Genomic DNA, 19,434 nt, shown 5'->3' with positions numbered 1-19,434 from the left:
GGTGTCTGACAAGCGCGGCCGTAGAGCTGGAGGTGCGGGTGAGCCAAGAGCTGGATTCCGTCGTGGCAGCCCAGTCCACTGGCGACACGCGTGACCAGCAGGCCGGCGCGCCTGCGGCGCAGGGCGCGACGACGAGGGCCCCCTCGGCCACCCGGCGGGTGAGGGCCAGGCTGGCAAGGCGGATCACCGCACAGCGGGCCGCCTCGGTCAAGCAGGTTCTCGAACCGCTGGCCGCCATCCACAGGGAGCTGCATCCCGGCGCCGACCTCGCGTTGTTGCAGCGTTCGTACGACGTCGCCGAGGAACTGCACCGCGAGCAGCGCCGTAAGTCGGGCGACCCCTACATCACCCACCCGCTCGCGGTCGCGACCATCCTCGCCGAGCTGGGTATGGACACCACGACCCTGGTCGCGGCGCTGCTGCACGACACAGTCGAGGACACCGGCTACTCGGTCGAGCAGCTGGGCAACGACTTCGGTGAGAAGGTGGCCCAGCTCGTCGACGGGGTCACCAAGCTCGACAAGGTGAAGCTGGGGCACGCGGCCGAGGCCGAGACCATCCGCAAGATGGTCATCGCCATGGCGAGGGACCCGAGAGTGCTGGTCATCAAGCTGGCCGACCGGTTGCACAACATGCGCACCATGCGGTTCCTGCCGCCGGAGAAGCAGGCGCGCAAGGCGAAGGAGACCCTGGAGGTCCTTGCGCCGCTCGCGCACCGGCTCGGCATGGCGACGGTGAAGTGGGAGCTGGAAGATCTCGCGTTCGCGATCCTCCAGCCCAAGAAGTACGACGAGATCGTGCGGCTCGTCGCGGACAGGGCGCCTTCGAGGGACACGTACCTGCGCTGGGTGATCGGGGAGCTGACGACTCAGCTCGACTCGTCCCGGATCGCGGCGAAGGTCGAGGGCCGACCGAAGCACTACTACTCGATCCACCAGAAGATGATCGTGCGAGGCCGCGACCTCGACGACATTCACGATCTCGTCGGGGTGCGCATCCTGGTCGAGGACGTGCGGGACTGTTACGCCGCCATGGGTGTCGTGCACGCGTTGTGGCAGCCGATGCCGGGCCGGTTCAAGGATTACATCGCGCAGCCGAGATTCGGCGTCTACCAGTCGCTGCACACGACGGTGATCGGTCCCGACGGCAAGCCGCTCGAAGTGCAGATCCGGACCCACGAGATGCACCGCACCGCCGAGTACGGCATCGCGGCACACTGGCGCTACAAGGAAAGCAGGGGCACGCACGGCGGCAATCCGGCCAACGCCGTCGACGTCGACGAGATGGCGTGGATGCGGCAGCTTCTGGACTGGCAGCGGGAAGCCGCCGACCCCGGCGAGTTCCTCGAATCGCTGCGCTACGACCTTGCGACGCGCGAGATCTTCGTCTTCACGCCGAAGGGCGACGTGATCACGTTGCCCGTGTCGTCGACGCCGGTCGACTTCGCCTACGCCGTGCACACCGAGGTGGGCCACCGCTGTATCGGGGCGAGGGTCAACGGGCGGCTCGTCGCGCTTGAGCGCAAGCTGGAGAACGGCGAGGTCATCGAGATCTTCACCTCGAAGGCCGAGGGCGCGGGGCCGAGCCGCGACTGGCTTACCTTCGCGGGCTCGCCGAAGGCGCGAGCCAAAATCAGGCAGTGGTTCGCGAAGGAACGCCGCGACGAGGCGATCGAGCTCGGCAAAGAGGCGATCACCAAGGAAGTCCGCAAGGTCGGCTTGCCGATCCAGCGGCTGGTGTCGGCCGATTCGATGGGCGCCGTCGCCAAGGAACTGCGGCACAGCGACATCAGCTCGCTGTACGCGGCGGTGGGGGAGAGCCACACCAGCGCGAAGCACGTCGTGCAGCGGCTCGTCGCACTCATCGGCGGTGTCGAGGAGGCGGAGGAGGAACTTGCCGAGCGGGCGACTCCCTCGACCGTCACTCGCAGGCGCGGGGCCAACGACGTCGGCGTCATCGTCAAGGGGCAGAGCGACATCTGGGCCAAGCTGGCGCGGTGCTGTACCCCGGTTCCCGGTGACGAGATCCTGGGTTTCGTCACGCGCGGCGGCGGGGTCAGCGTTCACCGCACCGACTGCACCAACGCCGACGATCTGCGCACTCAGCCGGAACGACTGGTCGAGGTGGAATGGGCTCCCTCGGAGTCGTCGGTGTTCCTCGTCGCGATCCAGGTCGAGGCGCTCGACCGGCACCGGTTGCTTTCGGACGTGACGAAGGTGCTGGCCGACGAGCGGGTCAACATCCTGTCCGCGTCGGTGACGACCTCGCGCGACCGGGTCGCGGTCAGCAGGTTCACCTTCGAGATGGGCGATCCGAAGCATCTCGGCCACGTGCTGAAGGTGGTGCGCAACGTGGAGGGTGTCTACGACGTGTACCGGGTCACCTCGGCCACCTGAACCAGATCCGGCACTCTACGCTGCGGTCTCATGACCGACGGGATCGAATTCGAGCGTGCCGGTGATGTCGCGCGGGTGACCTTCACCAGACCGGACAAGCGCAACGCCATCAGTTTCGAGATGTGGTCGGCGATTCCGGGAATCGTCGCCGACGTCGAGGCCGATCCTTCGGTGAAAGTGTTGGTGCTGACCGGGGAAGGCGAGGATTTCTCCGCGGGGGCCGACATCGGCGAGTTCCGCGATCTGCGCTCGACCGCGGACGGTGCCGCGGCCTACGACGGCGCGGTCGAGGCCGCGGCGGCGGCGCTGACCTCCCTTCGCAAGCCCAGTGTCGCGATGATCAGGGGCAACTGCATCGGCGGTGGTTGCCAGCTCGCCGTGGCGAGCGATTTCCGGTTCGCCGCCGACGACGCCAGATTCGGCATCACCCCGGCCAAGCTCGGCATCGTGTATCACTTCCCGTCGACCCGCGCGCTGGTGGAACTCGTCGGTCCCGCGCACGCCAGGTATTTCCTGCTGTCCGGCCGGCTTGTCGGCGCGGCGAGGGCTCGCGAGATCGGTTTGGTCAACGATGTCTTTCCCGCGGCGGAATTCGAGAAGTCCACAATGGAGTTCGTGGCAGCCCTGTGCTCGCGTTCCCAGGCGTCGATCAGGGGCATGAACCGCATCATCGAGAAAATCCTCGCCGGGCAAGGGGAAAGCGACGCCGAAGTGGACGCCATCCGGTCGGAAGCGCTGCACGGCCCTGACTACGCCGAAGGAGTCGCGTCGTTTCTCGAACGCCGCGCGCCGAGGTTCACCTACCGCTAGCTGGATGTGCCCTGCCGATGGTCAGCGGAAACGCCGCGGTTTTCCGCTGACCACGACCTGAGCAATCTACTACTCTCACTGAGCGCGACGCGGGGGGTGAGATGACGGTGCCAGTACCGGACTTCGGTGTGCTCGACGCATGGGCCGACAGCGGCGAGTGGGTCGACCGGGTTCAGCGTTGCCTTGAGGACGACGCGGCTGCCTGGGTGGCGGCGACCGAAAGGGCAGCGCTGTCGAAGGACCGGTCGTGGGTGCTGCTCGCGTGGGTGGAGCGGTGCGCCTCACTGGTGGTGGTGACCCGGCGGGCCGGTCTGGTGCGCACGGCGGCGTTCGCGCTGTCCTTGCTCGCCGACGACGTGCTCGATCGCAGGGACGTGCTGCTGGTCGCCTCGTTGATCCGTCGCGCGTCGGAACTTGCCGCGCTGGACTTCGCGAGCCTGGCCACCGAGGGATGCGAACGGGCGGGAGAGCGTGGGCGGCGATGCCTGGCGTGGCTGCGGAAGGTGCCGGAACGAACGCCGTCGACACACACCGAATCCGGCTCAGGCGACGGCTTCCGCTTCCGGCGGGTGCCCTCTGGCCCGGACTCGGTTGAAGGACAGGCATGAAGGGCGAGCAACGTCCGTGGCCGAGGACCGTGCGTCTCGCGCTGTTGCTCGCGCTGCTGACCGTCGCGGGCGTCGGCATGGTCGTCCTGTTGCGCGCCGAGGGTTTCCTGACGGTCTCGGGGGTCTTCGTCGCGATGATCGTCGGACCCGTGGTCGTGCTGCTGGGCAGGTTGTGGCTCCATCGGAGATGGACGCGGTGCCGTCGTGATCTGGTCGAGCGCCTTCCTGGATTCCGGCTCGATCTGGAGCGCGAGCGGGTGCTGGCGGTCGTGGCACGGAGCACGGGGGCTTCGGACGAGGCGCTCGACACCGCGATCGCGGCACTGTCGGAGGCGAAGCGACACTTCGCCGCCTGTCAGGACAGCGCGGGTGCCGCTGGGGTCACCACCTGCGCTCAGCGCATCAGTGACGAATGGGCCTCCGGTGCCGCCATCACCCGTCAGGCTCGCGGCCTCGCCAAACAGGCCCGCCTGCTGGCCAGATTGCAGACACGCGCGAAGGTCTGAGGTTACTGGCGCCGCAGCACCTTCAGCAGGCTGGTCAGGCTGTCGGCGCCGAGCCCAGCCTCCATGCCCCTCGCGAAGATGCCGTGCACGGCCGCCGGCAACGACGAGTCCACACCGGACTCCTCGACGGTGTCGATGACGTGCCGGATACTCGCCTCGCCCATGCTGATCTTGTCGACGTCGCCCTCGTGATTGCCCTCGCTGATGCGGGGTGCGTAGAACTCGAGGAAATAGCCGAAGTCCATCGTCTTGAGCGCGATGGGCAGCAGCCGCTGAGCGGAGATCCCGTTGGCCTCGGCGACGGCCTGCGCGTGCAGGTAGCTCAGCAGTCCCGTCCAGAACATGTCCATGCCGATCTGATAGAACAGCGCGGCCAGCCCGGGATCTTCGCCGAGGTAGTCGATGCCGGTCAGCACTTCGAGCGTCGCCCTGTGCTTCTCGACGACGTCTTCCGGCCCGCTGTAGTAGGTGGAGGCGCCGGGGGTGCCGATGCCGGGCGGTGGCACCTGGACGCCGCCGGTGAGCTGAACGGCACCGTGCGCGGCGAGGCGAGCCGCCGCGGCGCGCACGGTGCCGGGGGTGTCGGAGCTGAGGTTCACCACGACTTTTCCCTCCACTGCCGAGGGCGGGGCCTGGGCCAGGATCGCGTCGGCCGCCGCGTAATCGGTGAGGCTCAGTACGATCAGCTCTCCCGCTGAGAGCGCGGCCTCGACGGTCGGCGCGACGATCGCGCCGCGGGCCGCGACGGCGTCGGCCCGCGCGCGGGTGCGGTTCCACACGGTCACCAGGTAGCCGTTGTCGAGATAGGCGTTGACCATGGCCTCGCCCATGGGTCCCAGTCCGATCACGGTCACCTTGTTCGCGGACATACCGCCTCCTCTAGAAAGAACGTTCTAATTGATCCAGACCGTAGCACGAACTAGAACGGACGCTCTATCCAGTAAGCTGGCCGCCATGAGAACCCAGCACGAGATCGGGACCAGGGAGCGCATCGTGCGAGCGACCTCGCTGCTGATGCAGCGCAAGGGCTACGGCGCCACCGGGCTCAAGGAGATCTCGAAGCGGGCGGAGGCCACGCTCGGCTCCGTCTACCACTTCTTCCCCGGCGGAAAGCGGGAGCTGGCGATCGAGGCGATCCGGCACGGCGACCGCGAGTTCGCTGAACTGCTGAGGGACGTGCTCGGCGGAACTCGAGACCCGGGGGAGGCGATCGAGGTCTGCGCGGCGTCGCTGGCGAAGGGACTGCGCGAGTCGGACTGGCTCGACGGGTGCCCCGTGACGACGACGGCGCTGGAGAGCGCGGGGGAGGAACCCGACATCCAGCGGGCGGCCGAAACGGCGTTCGCGAACTGGCGGAGGGTGGTCGAGGACAAGCTCCGCGAGTCCGGCCTCGCGGACGACATCGCGGCCGAACTGGCGCACACGGTGATCAACACGTTGGAGGGCGCCGAGATGTCAGCACAGGTCTCGCGCAGCGAAACCCCGCTCGTGCTGGCGGGCAAACACCTGGCGAGGCTTGTCGGCTCCTATCGCTGAGCCGCCAACGCGAACGGCCACCGTGGAGCGAGTGCTCCACGGTGGCCATTGAACGCGCGACGGTTACGCGTCGACCGTCGCTCCGGTGAACTTGACCTCGATGTTCGGAGCGCCGCCGCCTGGCGACGGGTCGTAGCGACCGTCGTCGCCGCCCCTGGCGACCTCGTCGATCACCTTGAGGCCCTCGTCGCTGATGGTCCCGAACACCGTGTAGTCGGGCGTCAGCGGAGCCTCACCGTAGACCATGAAGAACTGGCTTCCGTTGGTGTCCGGCCCGCTGTTGGCCATGGCGAGAATGCCCCTGCCGTAGCTGAGGCTGTCGAAGGTCTCGTCGGCGAACGTGTAACCGGGGCCGCCGCTGCCCTGGCCGGTCGGGTCGCCGCATTGCAGCATCTGCAAGCCGGTCGTGCCAAGCCGGTGGCAGGCGCTGTCGGTGTAGAAGTCCTGCTCGACCAGGTTGATGAAGCTGTTCACCGCGCACGGGGCCAGCGCCCTGTCGAGCGTGATCGGAATGTCGCCCGCGGTCGTCTGCAAGGTGACGCCGACCGTGCCATCGGAAGGCACGTCCCCGCCATTGGGCGGCTCGACCGGCTTCGCGGCCTGCTCACCGGCGGGGTAGTCGCAGCTGACCGGATTGGCAAGCGGCTCGGGGCGCTTGGGCTCGGGCGCGCGCTGCGTCGGAATGTTGATGTCGGAGGCCGGTGGCGCCTCGGCCGACGACTCTCCGGGGTTCGCGTTGGCCGCGTTGTTGTCGTCGCCTCCCTGGTTGGTGAGGATCACGACGAGACCCGCCACGACCACCACGACGCCGACGGTCACGCCGACGCCGATGATCCTGCGTCGTTTCGCGCGTTCAGCTCTGCGGACGAGCTGCCGCTCAAGCTTGCGCTTCGCGGCCTCACGGCGCTGCTGGTTGGTCGCCACCTGCCCTCCCAGATCTGCTCGTATCACCCGGTTACCGGTGGCGGCAGTCTATGGGCACTGTCTGTGAGGGCCCCGTACAGGGGCGGCTAGGGTGGGCAACGTCCCAATCGCGGAGGTGGATTTCGTGCTCGTCGTCGGGTTTCCGGCAGGGGCCTTCCACGCGAACTGTTACGTACTCGCTCTCGGTTCCGGTGGCGAATGCGTGATCGTCGATCCAGGTGAGGGCGCGCTGGCTCCGGTGACCGAGGCGATCGGGCAACACCGGCTCACCCCGGCGGCCGTGCTGGCCACCCACGGCCATGTCGACCACATCCACTCCGCCGCGGAACTGGCCGACGGTCACGGCATCCCGGTGTGGATCAAGCGGGAGGACCGGCCGCTGCTGAGCGACCCGGCGAAAGGCATCGGTCCCGAGCTCGCCTCGGCCGTCTCCGGCTCGGGGCTTCCGCTCGACCTGCGCGAGCCTGCCGAGGTGGGCGAGTTCGACGATCTCGGCCCGCTCGACGACACCGGCGACGTGGAACTGGCCGTCGCCGGGCTGCGGATTCGCGTCTGCCACACGCCGGGGCACACGCCCGGCTCGGTCGTCTTCAGGCTGCGCACGGCCGAAGGCGCATCGCTCGCGTTCACCGGCGACACCCTCTTCGCGGGTTCCGTCGGAAGGAGCGACTTGCCGGGAGGCGACGTGCGGGAGCTGGCGAGGTCGCTGAGGACCACACTGTGGCCACTCGCCGATGACACGGTGGTCTTGCCAGGCCACGGGGCCAGCACCACCATCGGCACGGAAAAGGTGAGCAACCCGTACTTCGGTGCGGGCGGTGCCGGTAATGGGGGTAGCAATGAGTGAGCCGGACGCGGCCGAACGTACGCCTGCGCCCGAGCCGGAGCGGATCGCGCTCTACGGCGACAATCCGGCGTTGCGACGGCGCCGTGCACTGTCCGGGCTGATCGGTGTCGTCATCCTCGCCGCGGCGTTCGGCGGCATCGCGGGACTCATCGGAGGGCAGACCGCGGGGCTCGTGGTGGCCGCGACCGTCGCGGCCCCGCTGCTGTACCTGGTTTCCTTCAGCGCGCGGCGGCAGATCTGGCTGGAAGGCAACACCGTCGTGGTCCGCAACTGGGGAACGCGGCGCATCGACCTGGTGACCGCGAAGAACATCGACGTGCTCGTCACCGATGTGCGGGGCACGCGCACGGTCGGACTGCTGGTCGGTTCAGGACAGCGGAACAAGGCCGTCAAGATCGACCTCGCGATGTACTCGGGTACCGGGGGAAGGGAACTCGGCATCCTCGCGCTGCGCAGGCTTGCCGACGCGGTGGTCAACAACATCGACGCCAACGGTGTCGTGTTCTCCGGCCTGCTGGTCGCCCAGTTGCGTTCCGAGGCGAGGGGCGACGGCGTCGCCGACCGTCCGCTCTACCGGCTCGCCTCGGTCGCGCCGTCGGGAAAGTTCGCGCAGCGCTTCACGATGGACGCGGTGAGCCGGTTCGTGGCGACGCTGGAGTGACGTCGGTGTTTCTCGCGGAGAGCCGCTTCTCGATGGCGGTGAGCTGCCCCCTGATCGCCTCAAGCTGGTAGACGATCTCCGGCAGCTCCTGAGTCGCGAACGTGCTGAGCCGTTCGAGTTGCTTGGCCGTTTCCTTCAGCTCGCCCAGCAGCCCCGAGATCACCGGCAGCGCGTTGATCGCGGCCCGCGCGGAGTGCCCAGCCCTCCTGGCGGCGGCCAGTGCCTGCCCCGGCATGCGAAGTGCTGAACCGAGCATGACGCCTCCCAGCGCGCGATCCGGCGCCGCGGGCCTCGTCGATGGCCCTCGGCACGCCATTTCGTACCCCATTCCCGGGTTCGGCACGGAATCGGGGCGCGCGGATGGGGCTGCTGTGACTACTGGGTACCGCTGTGGTTTTCGGCGCGTTCGGCTTTCTCCGCGTCCGGCCTGGCTGGGACGTCCTGTTTGCTCGCGACGATGGCCGCGAGCGCGGTCGTCACGGGAACCGCCGCGACGATGCCGATGCTGCCCGCGAGGGTGCGCACGATCTCCTGCGCGAGGTCCTGCGAGCCGAGGATCGTGCCGAGCCCGACGCCGGAAAGCGACGCGAGCAGCAGCACCGGAAGCGCGGCACCCGCGTAGGCCATGACGAGCGTGTTCACCGCGGAGCCGACGTGGTCGCGGCCGATGCGCAGCCCGGCCCCGTACAGCTCGCGCCAGCTCAGCGACGGGTTGGCCCTGCGCAGTTCCCACACCGCCGACGTCTGCGTGACCGTGACGTCGTCGAGGACGCCGAGTGCCCCGATGACGACACCGGCCAGCAGCAGCCCTCTCGCGTCGATGCCGTGGCCGAGCGCCGCGATGAGGGTCGTGGTGTTCTCGTCGAGCCCGGTCAGTGCCGCGGCCGCGGAGAAGATCGCGGCCAGCACACCGATGAGCGTGAGACTGATCATGGTGCCGAGTACCGCCACCGAGGTGCGCGCCGACAGGCCGTGCGTCAGGTACAGCGCGACGAACATGATCAGCCCGGAACCCGCGATGGCCACGAGCAGCGGATTTTCACCGGCAAGTATCGCAGGCAGGATGAACAGGGCGATCACGAGGAAACTGAGGCCGAGCGCGACCAGCGCGGCCAGGCCCCGCCATCGCCCGAGCACGATCACGGCCAGCGCGAACAGCCCGGCCAGCAGCAACAGCGGAGTTCCTCGCTGGAAATCCTGAATCTGGTACGACCCCGGGTCCTCCGGCTGGGCGCCGCTGTAGGACAGCACCACCTTGTCGCCCGCGGCGAATCGAGGGGTGCTCGGTTCGATGGGAACGACCTTCGCGATCGTCGAGCCCTCCGCGTTGCCCTCGCTCAGTGTCACCTCGACGGTCAGGCATTCCTTCCCGTCCGGAGGCGGAGCGCCCACCTGGACCTGCCCGGGGGCGAGGCAAGGGCCGACCGCGGCCGAGGTGATCTCGCCGTCGACGGGCACCCCGCTCGGCACGTGGCTGCGCGCGGGCGGTTCACCCCACGGGTAGAGCACGAACACGCCGACCACCGTGAGCAGCGCGATCGGGGCCAGCAGCGCGACAAGCAGGGTCCGGACCCTGCGGGAGGCGGGTTCGGCGGGGCCGTGCCCATGGCCGTGGCCGTGTGCCGGTGGGTCTGCCCGTGTCGTCCCGCCGGCTGCCCCGGTCCGCTGATCGCGCGCGGGGGAGGGCCGTGCGGCGCGGTCGGCACGCCGCACCGGCGCGGGGGAACTTCCCGCCGTGTCCTCACGGCCGGGGCGGCGGCGCACCTGGCTCCGCTCAGGGCGTTCCGGCGTGGGAGGCACCCTGCGGATGGGCCCGGTGTCGTCGTCGGAGAGGTCTCGGGGCACCGGCACATCTTCCGTCACCGGCACTTCCGCCTTTCGCCAGGGAGCGGGGAACTCGGCGGGAACCGGTCCGCCGGCACCCGCGTCTGAGTTGATCGAGAAGGTTGATCAAGAGGGCGGCGTTCACGGCGGGCAGCGTGGTGGCGGCTCTGGGCACCCGACTCACGTCCGGCTGGGGGTCGGACGTGACCGGGACCAGACGCCACCACGCTGCCCGCTTTTTTCATGACCGCGGGGTGATGTCCGCGCCCGATTCCGCCGAACGAAATGTCCATGTTGTCCCGCGCGGTTTCCCGGTACACGCTCGGTTGTTCCGGCAATGGCCATACAGGGAGCGGTGACGTGAGCGACTACACGACGACGAGGGCATTCCTTGAGGCGCTCGCGGAGGGCGGCGTCAAGTACGCGTTCGCCAATCTCGGCAGTGACCACCCCGCGCTGGTCGAGACCTATGCGATGGCGCGGCAGCAGGGTTTCGCCGACACGTTGCCGGAACTGATCATCTGTCCACATGAGAGCGTCGCGATGTCTGCCGCTCAGGGATACGCCCAGGTGACCGGTATTCCGCAGGCCGTGCTGGTGCACGTGGAATGCGGAACGCAGAACATCGGCGGAATGCTGCACAACGCCGCGAAGGGCAGGTTCGGCGTGCTGCTCTACGCGGGTGCCTCGCCCTACACCCAGGAAGGCGAGTTGTTCGGCAGCCGCAACGAGTTCATCCAGTGGATCCAGGACGTGCACGACCAGCGCGGAATCGTGCGCGGGTACACCAAGTACGACAACGAGATCCGGACCGGGCACAACGTCAAACAACTCGTGCACAGGGCGCTCCAGCTCGCCCGCAGCGAACCGGCGGGCCCGGTCTACCTGGTCGGTCCGCGCGAGGTGATGGAAGCCGACATCCCTGTCCAGCAAGGACATCCGGAGCAGTACAGCCCGGTCGCGCCCGCCGCGCTCGCGCCATCGGTAGTCGAGGACATCGCGGGTGCGCTGTCGACAGCGCACGCGCCGGTCGTGGTGACCTCGTATCTCGGCAAGGATCCTTCGGCCGTACCCGAACTCGTCGCGCTGTGCGAATCGCTGGCGTTGCCGGTGATCGAGTCGGTGCCGATGCACCTGAACTTCCCTGCCGACCATCCGCTCCACTGGGGTTACCAGTGGAACGACCAGAACCACAACCCGTTGCTGGAGAACGCCGACGTCGTACTGGTGCTCGGCAGCGACGTCCCGTGGATCCCGACGAAGAACCGGCCGTCCGCCGGCGCGAGGCTGTTCGTCGTCGACACCGACCCGCTCAAGGAACAGATGCCGCTGTGGCACGTGCCTGCCGAGCGCTTCGCCATGGCCGACCTGAGTACCGCGGTCGGGCAGCTCAGGGAACGGATCGAGCGTGAAGGTGTCGATCGCGGGCTGGTCGAGGCGCGGCTGGCGAGCGCGACGGCCGAACACGAGCGCCAGCGCGCCGAGCAGGTCGACCGCGAACGGCCCGACGGCGACACCATCACCCCGGAATACCTCGTCGCCTGCGTGCGGGACGCGATCGACGACGACACGCTCGTGCTGTCCGAGGCGATCACCAACTACCCGGTCGTCAACCAGCATCTGCGGCGCAACAGGCCCGGTTCGCTGCTCGGCTCCGGCGGCGGCTCGCTCGGCTGGTCGGCCGGTGCCGCGATCGGCGCGAAACTGGCCGCTCCCGAACGCACGGTCGTCTCGCTCATCGGCGACGGAACCTACCTGTTCGGCGTGCCCTCGTCGGCGCAGTGGGTCGCGCGCAGGTACGGCACCCCCAGCCTCACCGTCATCTTCGACAACCGGGGCTGGAAGGCGCCCAAGATGTCGACGTTGTCGGTGCGGCCCGACGGCGTCGCCGCGAGCATGGACGATTTCAACGTGAGCTTCAGTCCCGAGGCGGATCTGCCTGGGATCGCGGAGGCCGCCGGAGGGGCGTGGGGACGCACGGTCGGCGTCGCGAGCGAGCTGAAGGGCGTGCTCGCCGAGGCGCTGGAGGTCGTCCGAGGCGGCCGGTCGGCCGTACTGAGCGTGCACGTGCCCGAGGTGTGAGCCGTTCCGTATTTTCACTGAATGGAAGTGATACTTGCCCGCGGGGCGGGGGATCGCCACCATCACGCTCGTGAGCGGGCACAGTGGCCGGACCGGACCGCCTGCGCCGAAGTCGGTGCTGGCGAGGGGCTTGTCGCTGCTCGATACGTTCAGCGCGGGCGAACCCGAGCTGAGCCTCGCCGAGATCTCCGCCAGAAGCGGACTGCCGAAGCCGACCGCGCACCGGCTACTCGGCGAGCTGGTCGAATGGGGCGCGCTCGAACGGTGCAGGCCGGGTCACTACCGGCTGGCCACCAAGTTGTTCAGGCTCGGCCAGCTCGTTCCCCGCCACCGGCTGCTGCGCGAGGCCGCGCTACCGCAACTCGAAGAGCTCTACGAGCTCAGCCACGAGAACGTGCACCTCGCCGTGCCCGACAACCTCTACACGCTGTTCCTGGAAAAGCTCACCGGCAAGGAGTCGATGGCCATCAGGTCGAGGGTCGGCGGCCGGATGCCCTCGCACTGCACCGCGACGGGGAAGGTCTTCCTCGCCTGGGGAGGAAGGGACCGGTTGCGCAGGATCGTCGACGCCGGCCTGCCGAGGCTGACCCCGAAGACCATCGTCCTTCCCGGCCTGCTGCACCAGGAACTCGAACGGACCGTCGCGCGTGGCATCGGGATCAACAGGGAGGAAGCGGAGCCGGGCGTCGCCGCCGTCGCCGCGCCGGTGCACGGCGAGCGAGGACAGGTCGTCGCCGCGCTCTCGATCACCGGCCGCTCGCACCGGCTCGACGTCGACCGGCTCGGCGGGCTCGTCCGCGCGGCGGCCAACACCGTGTCGGCGACACTCAGCTCCCGGTGAGCGCTTCGCCTGCCCACGAGGGGCAGGCGAAGCGAATGCTCAGAACGGGTAACCGGCCACGTCACCGCGCAGCGTGATCCACCGGGTCTCGGTGAACGCCTCGATGTTGGCCTTCGGCCCGCCGAAGCGCGAACCGGTCCCCGAGGCCAGCACCCCGCCGAAGGGCGCGTGTGCCTCGTCGTTCACGGTCTGGTCGTTGATGTGCACGATTCCGGTCGGAATCCGCTCGGCCAGCGCGAGACCCCTCGTCACGTCCTTGGTCAGGATGCCGAGCGAGAGTCCGTACTCACTGCCCGCCGCCAGTTCGGCCGCCTCCTCGATGGTGCGGAACGACGCGACGGGAGCGACAGGGCCGAACACCTCGTCGTCGTAGGCCGGGATGCCCGGTTTCGCACCGGCCAGCACCGTCGGCCGGTAGAACAGGCCCTCGTACTCGCCGCCCGCCGCCACCCTCGCGCCAGCGTCGGCACTCGACGTGACCAGTCCGTGGATCTTGTCGCGCTGCCGTTCGTCGATGATCGGGCCCAGCGCGACCTCGGCTTCGGCCGGGTTGCCGACGGGAAGCCTGCCCGCGGTCTCGGCCAGCCGCTCGACATAACTGTCGTAGAGCGATTCGTGCACAAGGTGCCTGCCGGTCGTCATGCAGATCTGGCCCTGGTGGAAGAACGAGCCCCACGCCGCGGCACTCGTGGTGGTTTCGACGTCGGCGTCGTCGAGCACGATCATCGCCGAGTTGCCGCCCAGTTCCAGGTGGGCACGCTTCAGGTGACGTCCCGCGAGCTCGCCGACGGCTCGTCCCGCGCCCGTCGATCCGGTGAACGAGATGACCCGAACGTGTGGATCCTCGATCATCGCGGTGCCGACGTCCGCTCCGCCGGGCAGCACGTGGAAGACCCCGGCGGGCAGCCCGGCCTCCTCGAACACCCTCGCCAGCGCGATCCCGCCGCAGACGGCGGTGCGGGGGTCCGGCTTGAGCAGCACCGCGTTGCCGAGCGCGAGCGCCGGAGCCACCGAGCGGATCGACAGGATGAGCGGCGCGTTGAACGGCGCGATGACGCCGACGACCCCTGCCGGCACCCTCTTGGCCATGCTCAGCCGGGGCGCCTCGCTCGGCAGCAGTTCGCCGAGCGCGTGCGAGGGAAGGGCCGAGGCCTCGAAGCACTCACCGGCGGCGACGTGCAGTTCGAAGTCGGCCTTGCCGGGGATGCTGCCGGATTCGCGGATGAGCCAGTCCTTCAGCTCGGCGGCGTGCGTGTTCCACAGTTCGCCGGCCCTGCGCAGGATCGCCGCCCGCTCCTGGAACGGGGTCGCCGCCCAAGCCCGCTGGGCTTCGGCTGCCCGCGCCGCGCTCGCCGTGACATCAGCCGGTGCCGCCGCGCCGACCCTGCCCAGCTCCTGACCGGTGGCCGGTTCGACGACGGTGGCGTCGCCACCCACCGCTGTGTCCCACGAACCGGTGAAGATCCGGCCGTGCCATTTCTCGGCGTCGAGAAAGCTCACGAGTGCTCCTTGGTCGCTGGGTGCTTGCCTGCCGGGTTCGCTGACTGCCGGCGAAGGGCCTGCGTGCTGATGGCGTCATCATGAGCCGCTGACCGCTTCGGCCGCAGTGTCCCTTTTCGGTGAGTGGAACAGAAGCGCCGGTCGCTCGCAGCGCCGGTCGGCCGCGGCCCGGGCGGTCAGGAATCGAGAAGCCCGTCGCGGTGGGGCGGCATAGCCTGACCGGCATGACCATCACCATCAACACGGCTTCCCTTCCGCACGAGGACCCCGAAGCCTCGCTGTCCTTCTACCGCGACCTGCTCGGCTTCGAGGTACGCAGCGACGTCGGCAACGGCAAGATGCGCTGGATCACCGTCGGTCCGGCCGGTCAGCCGGGAACGTCGATCCTGCTGGCTCCGCCCGTCGCCGATCCCGGCGTCACCGACGAGGAACGTCGCGTCGTCGCCGAGATGATGGCCAAGGGCACCTATGGCTGGATCATGCTGGCCAGCACCGACCTCGATGACACGTTCGAGCGGTTGCGGGCAGGTGGCGCGGAGGTCGTCCAGGAGCCGACAGACCAGCCGTGGGGCATGCGCGACTGCGCGTTCCGCGATCCTTCCGGCAACCACATCCGCATCAACGAGGCGCGCTGAGCGACGGATTGACACGCGTTCGAACGTGTGTTCGAATCGTGGGGTGAGGTGGGAACGGCAGCGCGTCGGCGACGCGGAGGGCAGTGCTGGCAGCGGCGGTGCCGCGTGCGACGAGGAACGCACGACGGGGCGGCAGGCCCAGCAGGCACTGCTCGGATTGTCCGGGCTGGTGCGGTCGGTCACCTCGCCTGATTTCGCGGGCGTCACCTTTCACGAGGTGCGGGCGAAGTCGGTGCTCAACAAGGTGGCCGGCGCGGCGAGAGTCCCGTTCCAGTGGACGGTGAATCCCTACCGAGGGTGCTCGCATGCCTGTGTGTACTGCTTCGCGCGGCAATCACACACCTACTTGGAGTTCGACGCGGGGGAGGACTTCAACAGCCAGGTGGTGGTCAAGGTCAACGCGCCGGAGGTCCTCGCGGCCCAGGTGCGGCGGCGAAGCTGGACGCGGGAGCACGTCGCGATGGGCACCAACACCGACCCCTATCAGCGAGCGGAGGGCAAATACCGGCTGATGCCGGGCATCATCGGCGCGCTCGCCGGTTCGGGGACCCCCTTCTCGATTCTCACGAAGGGAACGGTGCTGAGCAGAGACCTGCCGTTGCTGCGGTCGGTGAGCGCGGAGGTCCCCGTCGGGCTCGGGGTGTCCATCGCGCTGCTCGACCGCTCCTTGCAGCGCGGCCTCGAACCGGGAACCCCGAGCCCTCAGGCGAGGCTGGATCTCGTGCGCAGGGCCAGTGATGCCGGGCTGTCCTGCGGGGTGTTCGTCGCGCCGGTGCTGCCGGGGCTCACGGATTCGCGGGAGGCCCTCGACGAGCTGCTCGCCGAGATCGCCGCTGCCGGTGCCACGGGAGCGACCATCATCCCGTTGCACCTGCGTCCCGGCACCCGCGAGTGGTTCGCGAGCTGGCTCGCGGCCGAGCATCCTGGCCTCGTGCCGAGGTACCGGGCGCTCTACGGCAAGGGCAGCTATGTGAGCGCGAGCTACCGGCAGCGGCTCGCGGCGAGGGTGGAACCGCTGTTGCGGGCGCACGGGCTCGCGCCGGAACCGGGCGCGGGGGAGCGCGGTGTGCCCGGCGACGAGCGGGCGAGCTGGCCGGAGGGCAGCATGCCCTCGGCCGGTGCGGCGAGGGGAGAGCAGATGACGTTGCTGTGACCGGGCTGAGTCGACGGCGGCACGATCCTCCTGGGAAACCTGGTGGCGCCGCGTCCCGGTCGGTTCGTTAACCTGGGCCGTCGGCCATCCGGCGGTATCCGCGCCTCGCGGGTGCCGGACGGGACCGGCGAAAAGGTGATCCGTGGTGGCATCCGCCGTCGCGGTGGCCGTGACAGACGAACAGGCAGCCCAGACGGATCGCGAAAGACCGAGACGCCCGCACGGCGGAAAGCTCCGGCGTGCGAACACCACCCGACCACCATCGTTTCCGAGAGGACTCCGCGAAGTGCTTCGCACCCACAACGCCGGCACCTTGCGTGTCGAGCACGCCGGCCAGACCGTCACCCTCACCGGCTGGGTGGCAAGGCGGCGCGATCACGGCGGGGTGATCTTCGTCGATCTCCGTGACGCGAGCGGGATCGCGCAGGTGGTCTTCCGCGAAGGGGAGATGGCCGAGCAGGCCCACAACCTTCGTGCCGAGTACTGCATCAAGGTCGTCGGCGAGGTGTCGCGCAGGCCGGAGGGCAACGACAACCCCGAGATTCCCACCGGCGGCATCGAGGTTCTCGTCACCGATCTCGTGGTGCTCTCGGAATCGGCGGTACTGCCGTTCCCCATCGACGACAGGGTCGACGTGGGTGAGGAGGTGCGGCTCAAGTACCGCTACCTCGACCTGCGGCGCGCCGCTCCGGCCGGCGCGATGCGGTTGCGCAGCGAGGTCAACCGGGTCGCGAGGGATGTGTTGCACGGGCAGGACTTCCTCGAAATCGAGACGCCGACGATGACCAGGTCGACGCCGGAGGGTGCCCGCGACTTCGTCGTGCCTGCCCGGCTGCGGCCCGGATCCTGGTACGCGCTGCCTCAGTCGCCGCAGCTGTTCAAGCAGTTGCTCATGGTGGGCGGGCTCGAACGCTACTACCAGATCGCGCGCTGCTACCGCGACGAGGACTTCCGTGCCGACCGGCAACCCGAGTTCACGCAGCTCGACATCGAGATGAGTTTCGTGGAGCAGGACGACGTCATCGCGCTCGGCGAGGACATCGTGACCGCGCTGTGGGCGATCGCCGGGGTCGACGTGCCCAAGCCGTTCCGCCGCATCAGCTATGCCGAGGCGATGGCCAAGTACGGAACGGACAAGCCGGACCTGCGGTTCGACCTCGAACTGACCGAGCTAACGGAGTTCTTCTCCGACACGCCGTTCCGGGTTTTCCAGGCTCCCTACGTCGGAGCCGTCGTGATGCGGGGCGGCGCGAGCCAGCCGCGCCGCCAGCTCGACGCGTGGCAGGACTGGGCGAAACAGCGGGGACACCGGGGACTCGCCTACGTGCTCGTCGGTGAGGACGGCACACTGAGCGGCCCGGTGGCGAAGAACATCTCGGAACACGAAAGGGAAAACCTGGCCGCCGCCGCGGGCGCGAAGCCGGGTGACTGCGTGTTCTTCTCGGCAGGCAAGCCGAACGACGCGCGTGCGCTGCTCGGCGCGGCCAGGGTCGAGATCGCCGACCGGCTCGGCATGATCGACGAGAACGCGTGGTCTTTCGTGTGGGTGGTCGACTTCCCGCTGTTCGAGGCCGCGGACGAGAGCGACGACGTCGCGGTCGGTGGCGGCAAGTGGACGGCACTGCACCACGCGTTCACCTCGCCGACGCCGGAGTGGATCGACAAGTTCGAGGCCGACCCCGGCAACGCGCTCGCCTACGCATACGACATCGTCTGCAACGGCAACGAGATCGGTGGCGGGTCCATCCGTATCCACCGCGCCGACGTGCAGAAGCGGGTCTTCGAGATCATGGGACTTTCCGAGGCGGAAGCCCAGGAGAAGTTCGGGTTCCTGCTCGACGCCTTCCAGTTCGGTCCTCCGCCGCACGGCGGCATCGCCTTCGGCTGGGACCGCATCGTGATGCTACTCGCCGGCGCGGAATCGCTGAGGGACGTCATCGCGTTCCCGAAGACCGGTGGTGGCTACGACCCGCTCACCGGTGCTCCGGCCCCGATCACCGCGGCGCAGCGCAAAGAGGCCGGTGTCGACGCCAAGCCCGCGGTCAAGAAGGACTCGCGTGCCGAAGGCGGCACGGCTGACGCCGCGGCGAAGCCGGAGTCCGATTCCCGGTCGCGTTCCTGAGCGAGCCGAGTGCTCCACCTGCGGGCGATCAGCCCGGCCGACCGCACCGACGCGGTGTTGGCGACCCTGAGCGAACAGCCCGGGGTCGCCAACCTGTCGTGCTCGCGTGGAGCCGCGGTCGCACCGGCCGGTGACGTGGTCGAGGCCGATCTCGCCCGAGAGTCGGCCGATGAGGTGATCGGCGTGCTCACGGCGGAACGCCTCGATCGCCGGGGCTCGATCACCCTCACCGAACTCGACGCGGTGCTCTCCGATGCGGCCGACAAGGCGGAGCAGCGCGCGAAAGGGGACGCGGCTGACGCGGTCATCTGGCAGGAACTGGTGAGCCGCACCGGCGAGGAATCCCGGCTGAGCCCTGTTTTCCAGACGTTCCTGACGATCGCGTGCTTGCTGGCCGCCATCGGTGTGGTGACCGATTCGACGGTCACGCTCGTCGGCGCGATGGTGGTGGGACCAGAATTCGGTCCCCTCGCGGGGATCGCGGTCGGAATCGTGCTGCGCCGCTGGGATCTGATGCGCCGAGCCGTGTTCGCCCTCGCTGTCGGGTATCCACTGGCGATGCTGGTCACCGCCGGTTTCACACTGCTGGGCAAGGAAACCGGATTCGTGAACGCAGAAACCCTGCTGGCGGAACGCAATGTCGATTTCGTCTACCAGTTCAGCGGTTACTCGGTGTTGATCGCGTTGCTCGCCGGGGCCGCGGGGATGCTCGCGATGACCTCGGAGAAGTCGGCGGCGCTCGTGGGGGTCTTCATCTCGGTCACCACGATTCCCGCCGCGGGCTACGCCGTCGTGGCCGCTGTGCTCGGCGAGTGGGACCGCTGCGTGCTTTCCCTTGTTCAGTTGCTGGTCAACCTGGTTGGGCTGGTGCTTGCCGCGGCATTGGTGCTGGCACTGCGCTTGCGAAGAGATCCGAAGGTGGTGTTGCCGACACGCCCGTTGCCCCGAGGCTGAACCGAGGCGAACACCGGGTGTACCAGGTGGGAAAA

The 19,434-nt window shown here is 68.8% G+C and carries 18 protein-coding genes; 13 read left to right on the top strand and 5 right to left on the bottom strand.

The genetic code is table 11. From position 1 onward, the window contains the following. Positions 1-38 precede the first annotated feature (38 nt). The 4 genes from BAY61_RS20430 to BAY61_RS20415 all read left to right on the top strand — a co-directional run bounded on the left by BAY61_RS20430 (position 39) and on the right by BAY61_RS20415 (position 4,320). Positions 39-2,396: a RelA/SpoT family protein gene (locus BAY61_RS20430; RefSeq protein WP_091809953.1), complete on the top strand. Its 2,358-nt coding sequence runs from the start codon at positions 39-41 to the stop codon at positions 2,394-2,396. A gap of 30 nt (positions 2,397-2,426) precedes the next feature. Then, entirely contained in the window at positions 2,427-3,206 is a 780-nt protein-coding gene (locus BAY61_RS20425) for an enoyl-CoA hydratase/isomerase family protein (RefSeq protein WP_091809951.1), read from the top strand. A 101-nt stretch (positions 3,207-3,307) separates the two neighbouring features. Then, complete coding sequence (locus BAY61_RS20420) at positions 3,308-3,814, top strand: hypothetical protein (RefSeq protein WP_091809949.1); 507 nt, start codon at positions 3,308-3,310, stop codon at positions 3,812-3,814. After that, the gene (locus BAY61_RS20415; protein WP_091809948.1) at positions 3,811-4,320 is read left to right on the top strand and encodes a hypothetical protein; all 510 of its coding nucleotides are present in this window, start codon (positions 3,811-3,813) and stop codon (positions 4,318-4,320) included. The genes BAY61_RS20420 and BAY61_RS20415 overlap by 4 nt, the downstream gene beginning before the upstream one ends. 2 nt (positions 4,321-4,322) lie before the next feature. Here BAY61_RS20415 and BAY61_RS20410 read toward each other — a convergent pair whose 3' ends face one another. Next, positions 4,323-5,189: an NAD(P)-dependent oxidoreductase gene (locus BAY61_RS20410; RefSeq protein ID WP_091809946.1), complete on the bottom strand. Its 867-nt coding sequence runs from the start codon at positions 5,187-5,189 to the stop codon at positions 4,323-4,325. 85 nt (positions 5,190-5,274) lie between these two features. Between BAY61_RS20410 and BAY61_RS20405 the strand changes: the two genes are divergently transcribed. Beyond that, on the top strand, positions 5,275-5,856 hold the full coding sequence (locus BAY61_RS20405; RefSeq protein ID WP_091809944.1) for a TetR/AcrR family transcriptional regulator: 582 nt from the start codon (positions 5,275-5,277) through the stop codon (positions 5,854-5,856). A gap of 63 nt (positions 5,857-5,919) precedes the next feature. Here the strand turns inward: BAY61_RS20405 and BAY61_RS20400 are convergent, their stop codons facing one another. Beyond that, the gene (locus BAY61_RS20400) at positions 5,920-6,780 is read right to left on the bottom strand and encodes a peptidylprolyl isomerase (protein WP_091809942.1); all 861 of its coding nucleotides are present in this window, start codon (positions 6,778-6,780) and stop codon (positions 5,920-5,922) included. A gap of 124 nt (positions 6,781-6,904) precedes the next feature. On the opposite strand from BAY61_RS20400, the gene BAY61_RS20395 reads away from it, so the two are divergent. Next, positions 6,905-7,627: an MBL fold metallo-hydrolase gene (locus BAY61_RS20395; protein ID WP_091810242.1), complete on the top strand. Its 723-nt coding sequence runs from the start codon at positions 6,905-6,907 to the stop codon at positions 7,625-7,627. Further along, the gene (locus tag BAY61_RS20390) at positions 7,620-8,288 is read left to right on the top strand and encodes a hypothetical protein (protein ID WP_091809940.1); all 669 of its coding nucleotides are present in this window, start codon (positions 7,620-7,622) and stop codon (positions 8,286-8,288) included. Before BAY61_RS20395 ends, BAY61_RS20390 begins: the two co-directional genes overlap by 8 nt. Here the strand turns inward: BAY61_RS20390 and BAY61_RS20385 are convergent. Beyond that, positions 8,245-8,544, bottom strand: coding sequence for a hypothetical protein (locus BAY61_RS20385; protein ID WP_091809938.1), 300 nt, complete (start codon positions 8,542-8,544; stop codon positions 8,245-8,247). The genes BAY61_RS20390 and BAY61_RS20385 overlap by 44 nt on opposite strands. A 119-nt stretch (positions 8,545-8,663) precedes the next feature. Next, a complete protein-coding gene (locus tag BAY61_RS20380; RefSeq protein WP_245865281.1) occupies positions 8,664-10,151 on the bottom strand; it encodes a YibE/F family protein in 1,488 nt (495 codons plus the stop codon). Between the two features lie 321 nt (positions 10,152-10,472). On the opposite strand from BAY61_RS20380, the gene BAY61_RS20375 reads away from it, so the two are divergent. Together BAY61_RS20375 and BAY61_RS20370 are read left to right on the top strand one after the other, a co-directional pair. Then, positions 10,473-12,194 (top strand): thiamine pyrophosphate-requiring protein, encoded by a 1,722-nt coding sequence (locus BAY61_RS20375; protein WP_245865280.1) that lies wholly within the window; start codon positions 10,473-10,475, stop codon positions 12,192-12,194. 70 nt (positions 12,195-12,264) lie between these two features. Then, complete coding sequence (locus tag BAY61_RS20370; RefSeq protein WP_245865279.1) at positions 12,265-13,035, top strand: IclR family transcriptional regulator; 771 nt, start codon at positions 12,265-12,267, stop codon at positions 13,033-13,035. Between the two features lie 39 nt (positions 13,036-13,074). Here the strand turns inward: BAY61_RS20370 and BAY61_RS20365 are convergent, their stop codons facing one another. After that, positions 13,075-14,535 (bottom strand): benzaldehyde dehydrogenase, encoded by a 1,461-nt coding sequence (locus BAY61_RS20365; protein ID WP_091809934.1) that lies wholly within the window; start codon positions 14,533-14,535, stop codon positions 13,075-13,077. 224 nt (positions 14,536-14,759) lie between these two features. On the opposite strand from BAY61_RS20365, the gene BAY61_RS20360 reads away from it, so the two are divergent. From BAY61_RS20360 to BAY61_RS20345, 4 genes are all read left to right on the top strand, one after another. Further along, positions 14,760-15,170: a VOC family protein gene (locus tag BAY61_RS20360; RefSeq protein WP_091809932.1), complete on the top strand. Its 411-nt coding sequence runs from the start codon at positions 14,760-14,762 to the stop codon at positions 15,168-15,170. Positions 15,171-15,213: 43 nt separating this feature from the next. After that, positions 15,214-16,323 carry an Rv2578c family radical SAM protein gene (locus BAY61_RS20355; RefSeq protein ID WP_091809930.1) on the top strand — a complete coding sequence of 370 codons (1,110 nt, stop codon included), beginning with the start codon at positions 15,214-15,216 and terminating at the stop codon, positions 16,321-16,323. Positions 16,324-16,609: 286 nt separating this feature from the next. Beyond that, complete coding sequence (gene aspS, locus BAY61_RS20350) at positions 16,610-18,445, top strand: aspartate--tRNA ligase (protein WP_091809928.1); 1,836 nt, start codon at positions 16,610-16,612, stop codon at positions 18,443-18,445. Between the two features lie 9 nt (positions 18,446-18,454). After that, positions 18,455-19,399, top strand: a complete 945-nt coding sequence (locus BAY61_RS20345) for a DUF389 domain-containing protein (protein ID WP_091809926.1) — start codon at positions 18,455-18,457, stop codon at positions 19,397-19,399. Positions 19,400-19,434 lie beyond the last annotated feature (35 nt).

The organism is Prauserella marina, assembly GCF_002240355.1.
GTDB classification, from domain to species: Bacteria; Actinomycetota; Actinomycetes; order Mycobacteriales; family Pseudonocardiaceae; genus Prauserella_A; species Prauserella_A marina.
The sequence above is the reverse complement of the archived record's forward strand: the minus strand, read 5'-3'. Positions and strand labels throughout refer to the sequence as shown.

Coding starts and splice junctions, on each gene's coding strand:
- BAY61_RS20425 (WP_091809951.1), top strand. CDS start 2,427: ATGACCGACGGGATCGAATTCGAGCGTGCCGGTGATGTCGCGCGGGTG.
- BAY61_RS20420 (WP_091809949.1), top strand. CDS start 3,308: ATGACGGTGCCAGTACCGGACTTCGGTGTGCTCGACGCATGGGCCGAC.
- BAY61_RS20415 (WP_091809948.1), top strand. CDS start 3,811: ATGAAGGGCGAGCAACGTCCGTGGCCGAGGACCGTGCGTCTCGCGCTG.
- BAY61_RS20410 (WP_091809946.1), bottom strand. CDS start 5,189: ATGTCCGCGAACAAGGTGACCGTGATCGGACTGGGACCCATGGGCGAG.
- BAY61_RS20405 (WP_091809944.1), top strand. CDS start 5,275: ATGAGAACCCAGCACGAGATCGGGACCAGGGAGCGCATCGTGCGAGCG.
- BAY61_RS20390 (WP_091809940.1), top strand. CDS start 7,620: ATGAGTGAGCCGGACGCGGCCGAACGTACGCCTGCGCCCGAGCCGGAG.
- BAY61_RS20385 (WP_091809938.1), bottom strand. CDS start 8,544: ATGCTCGGTTCAGCACTTCGCATGCCGGGGCAGGCACTGGCCGCCGCC.
- BAY61_RS20360 (WP_091809932.1), top strand. CDS start 14,760: ATGACCATCACCATCAACACGGCTTCCCTTCCGCACGAGGACCCCGAA.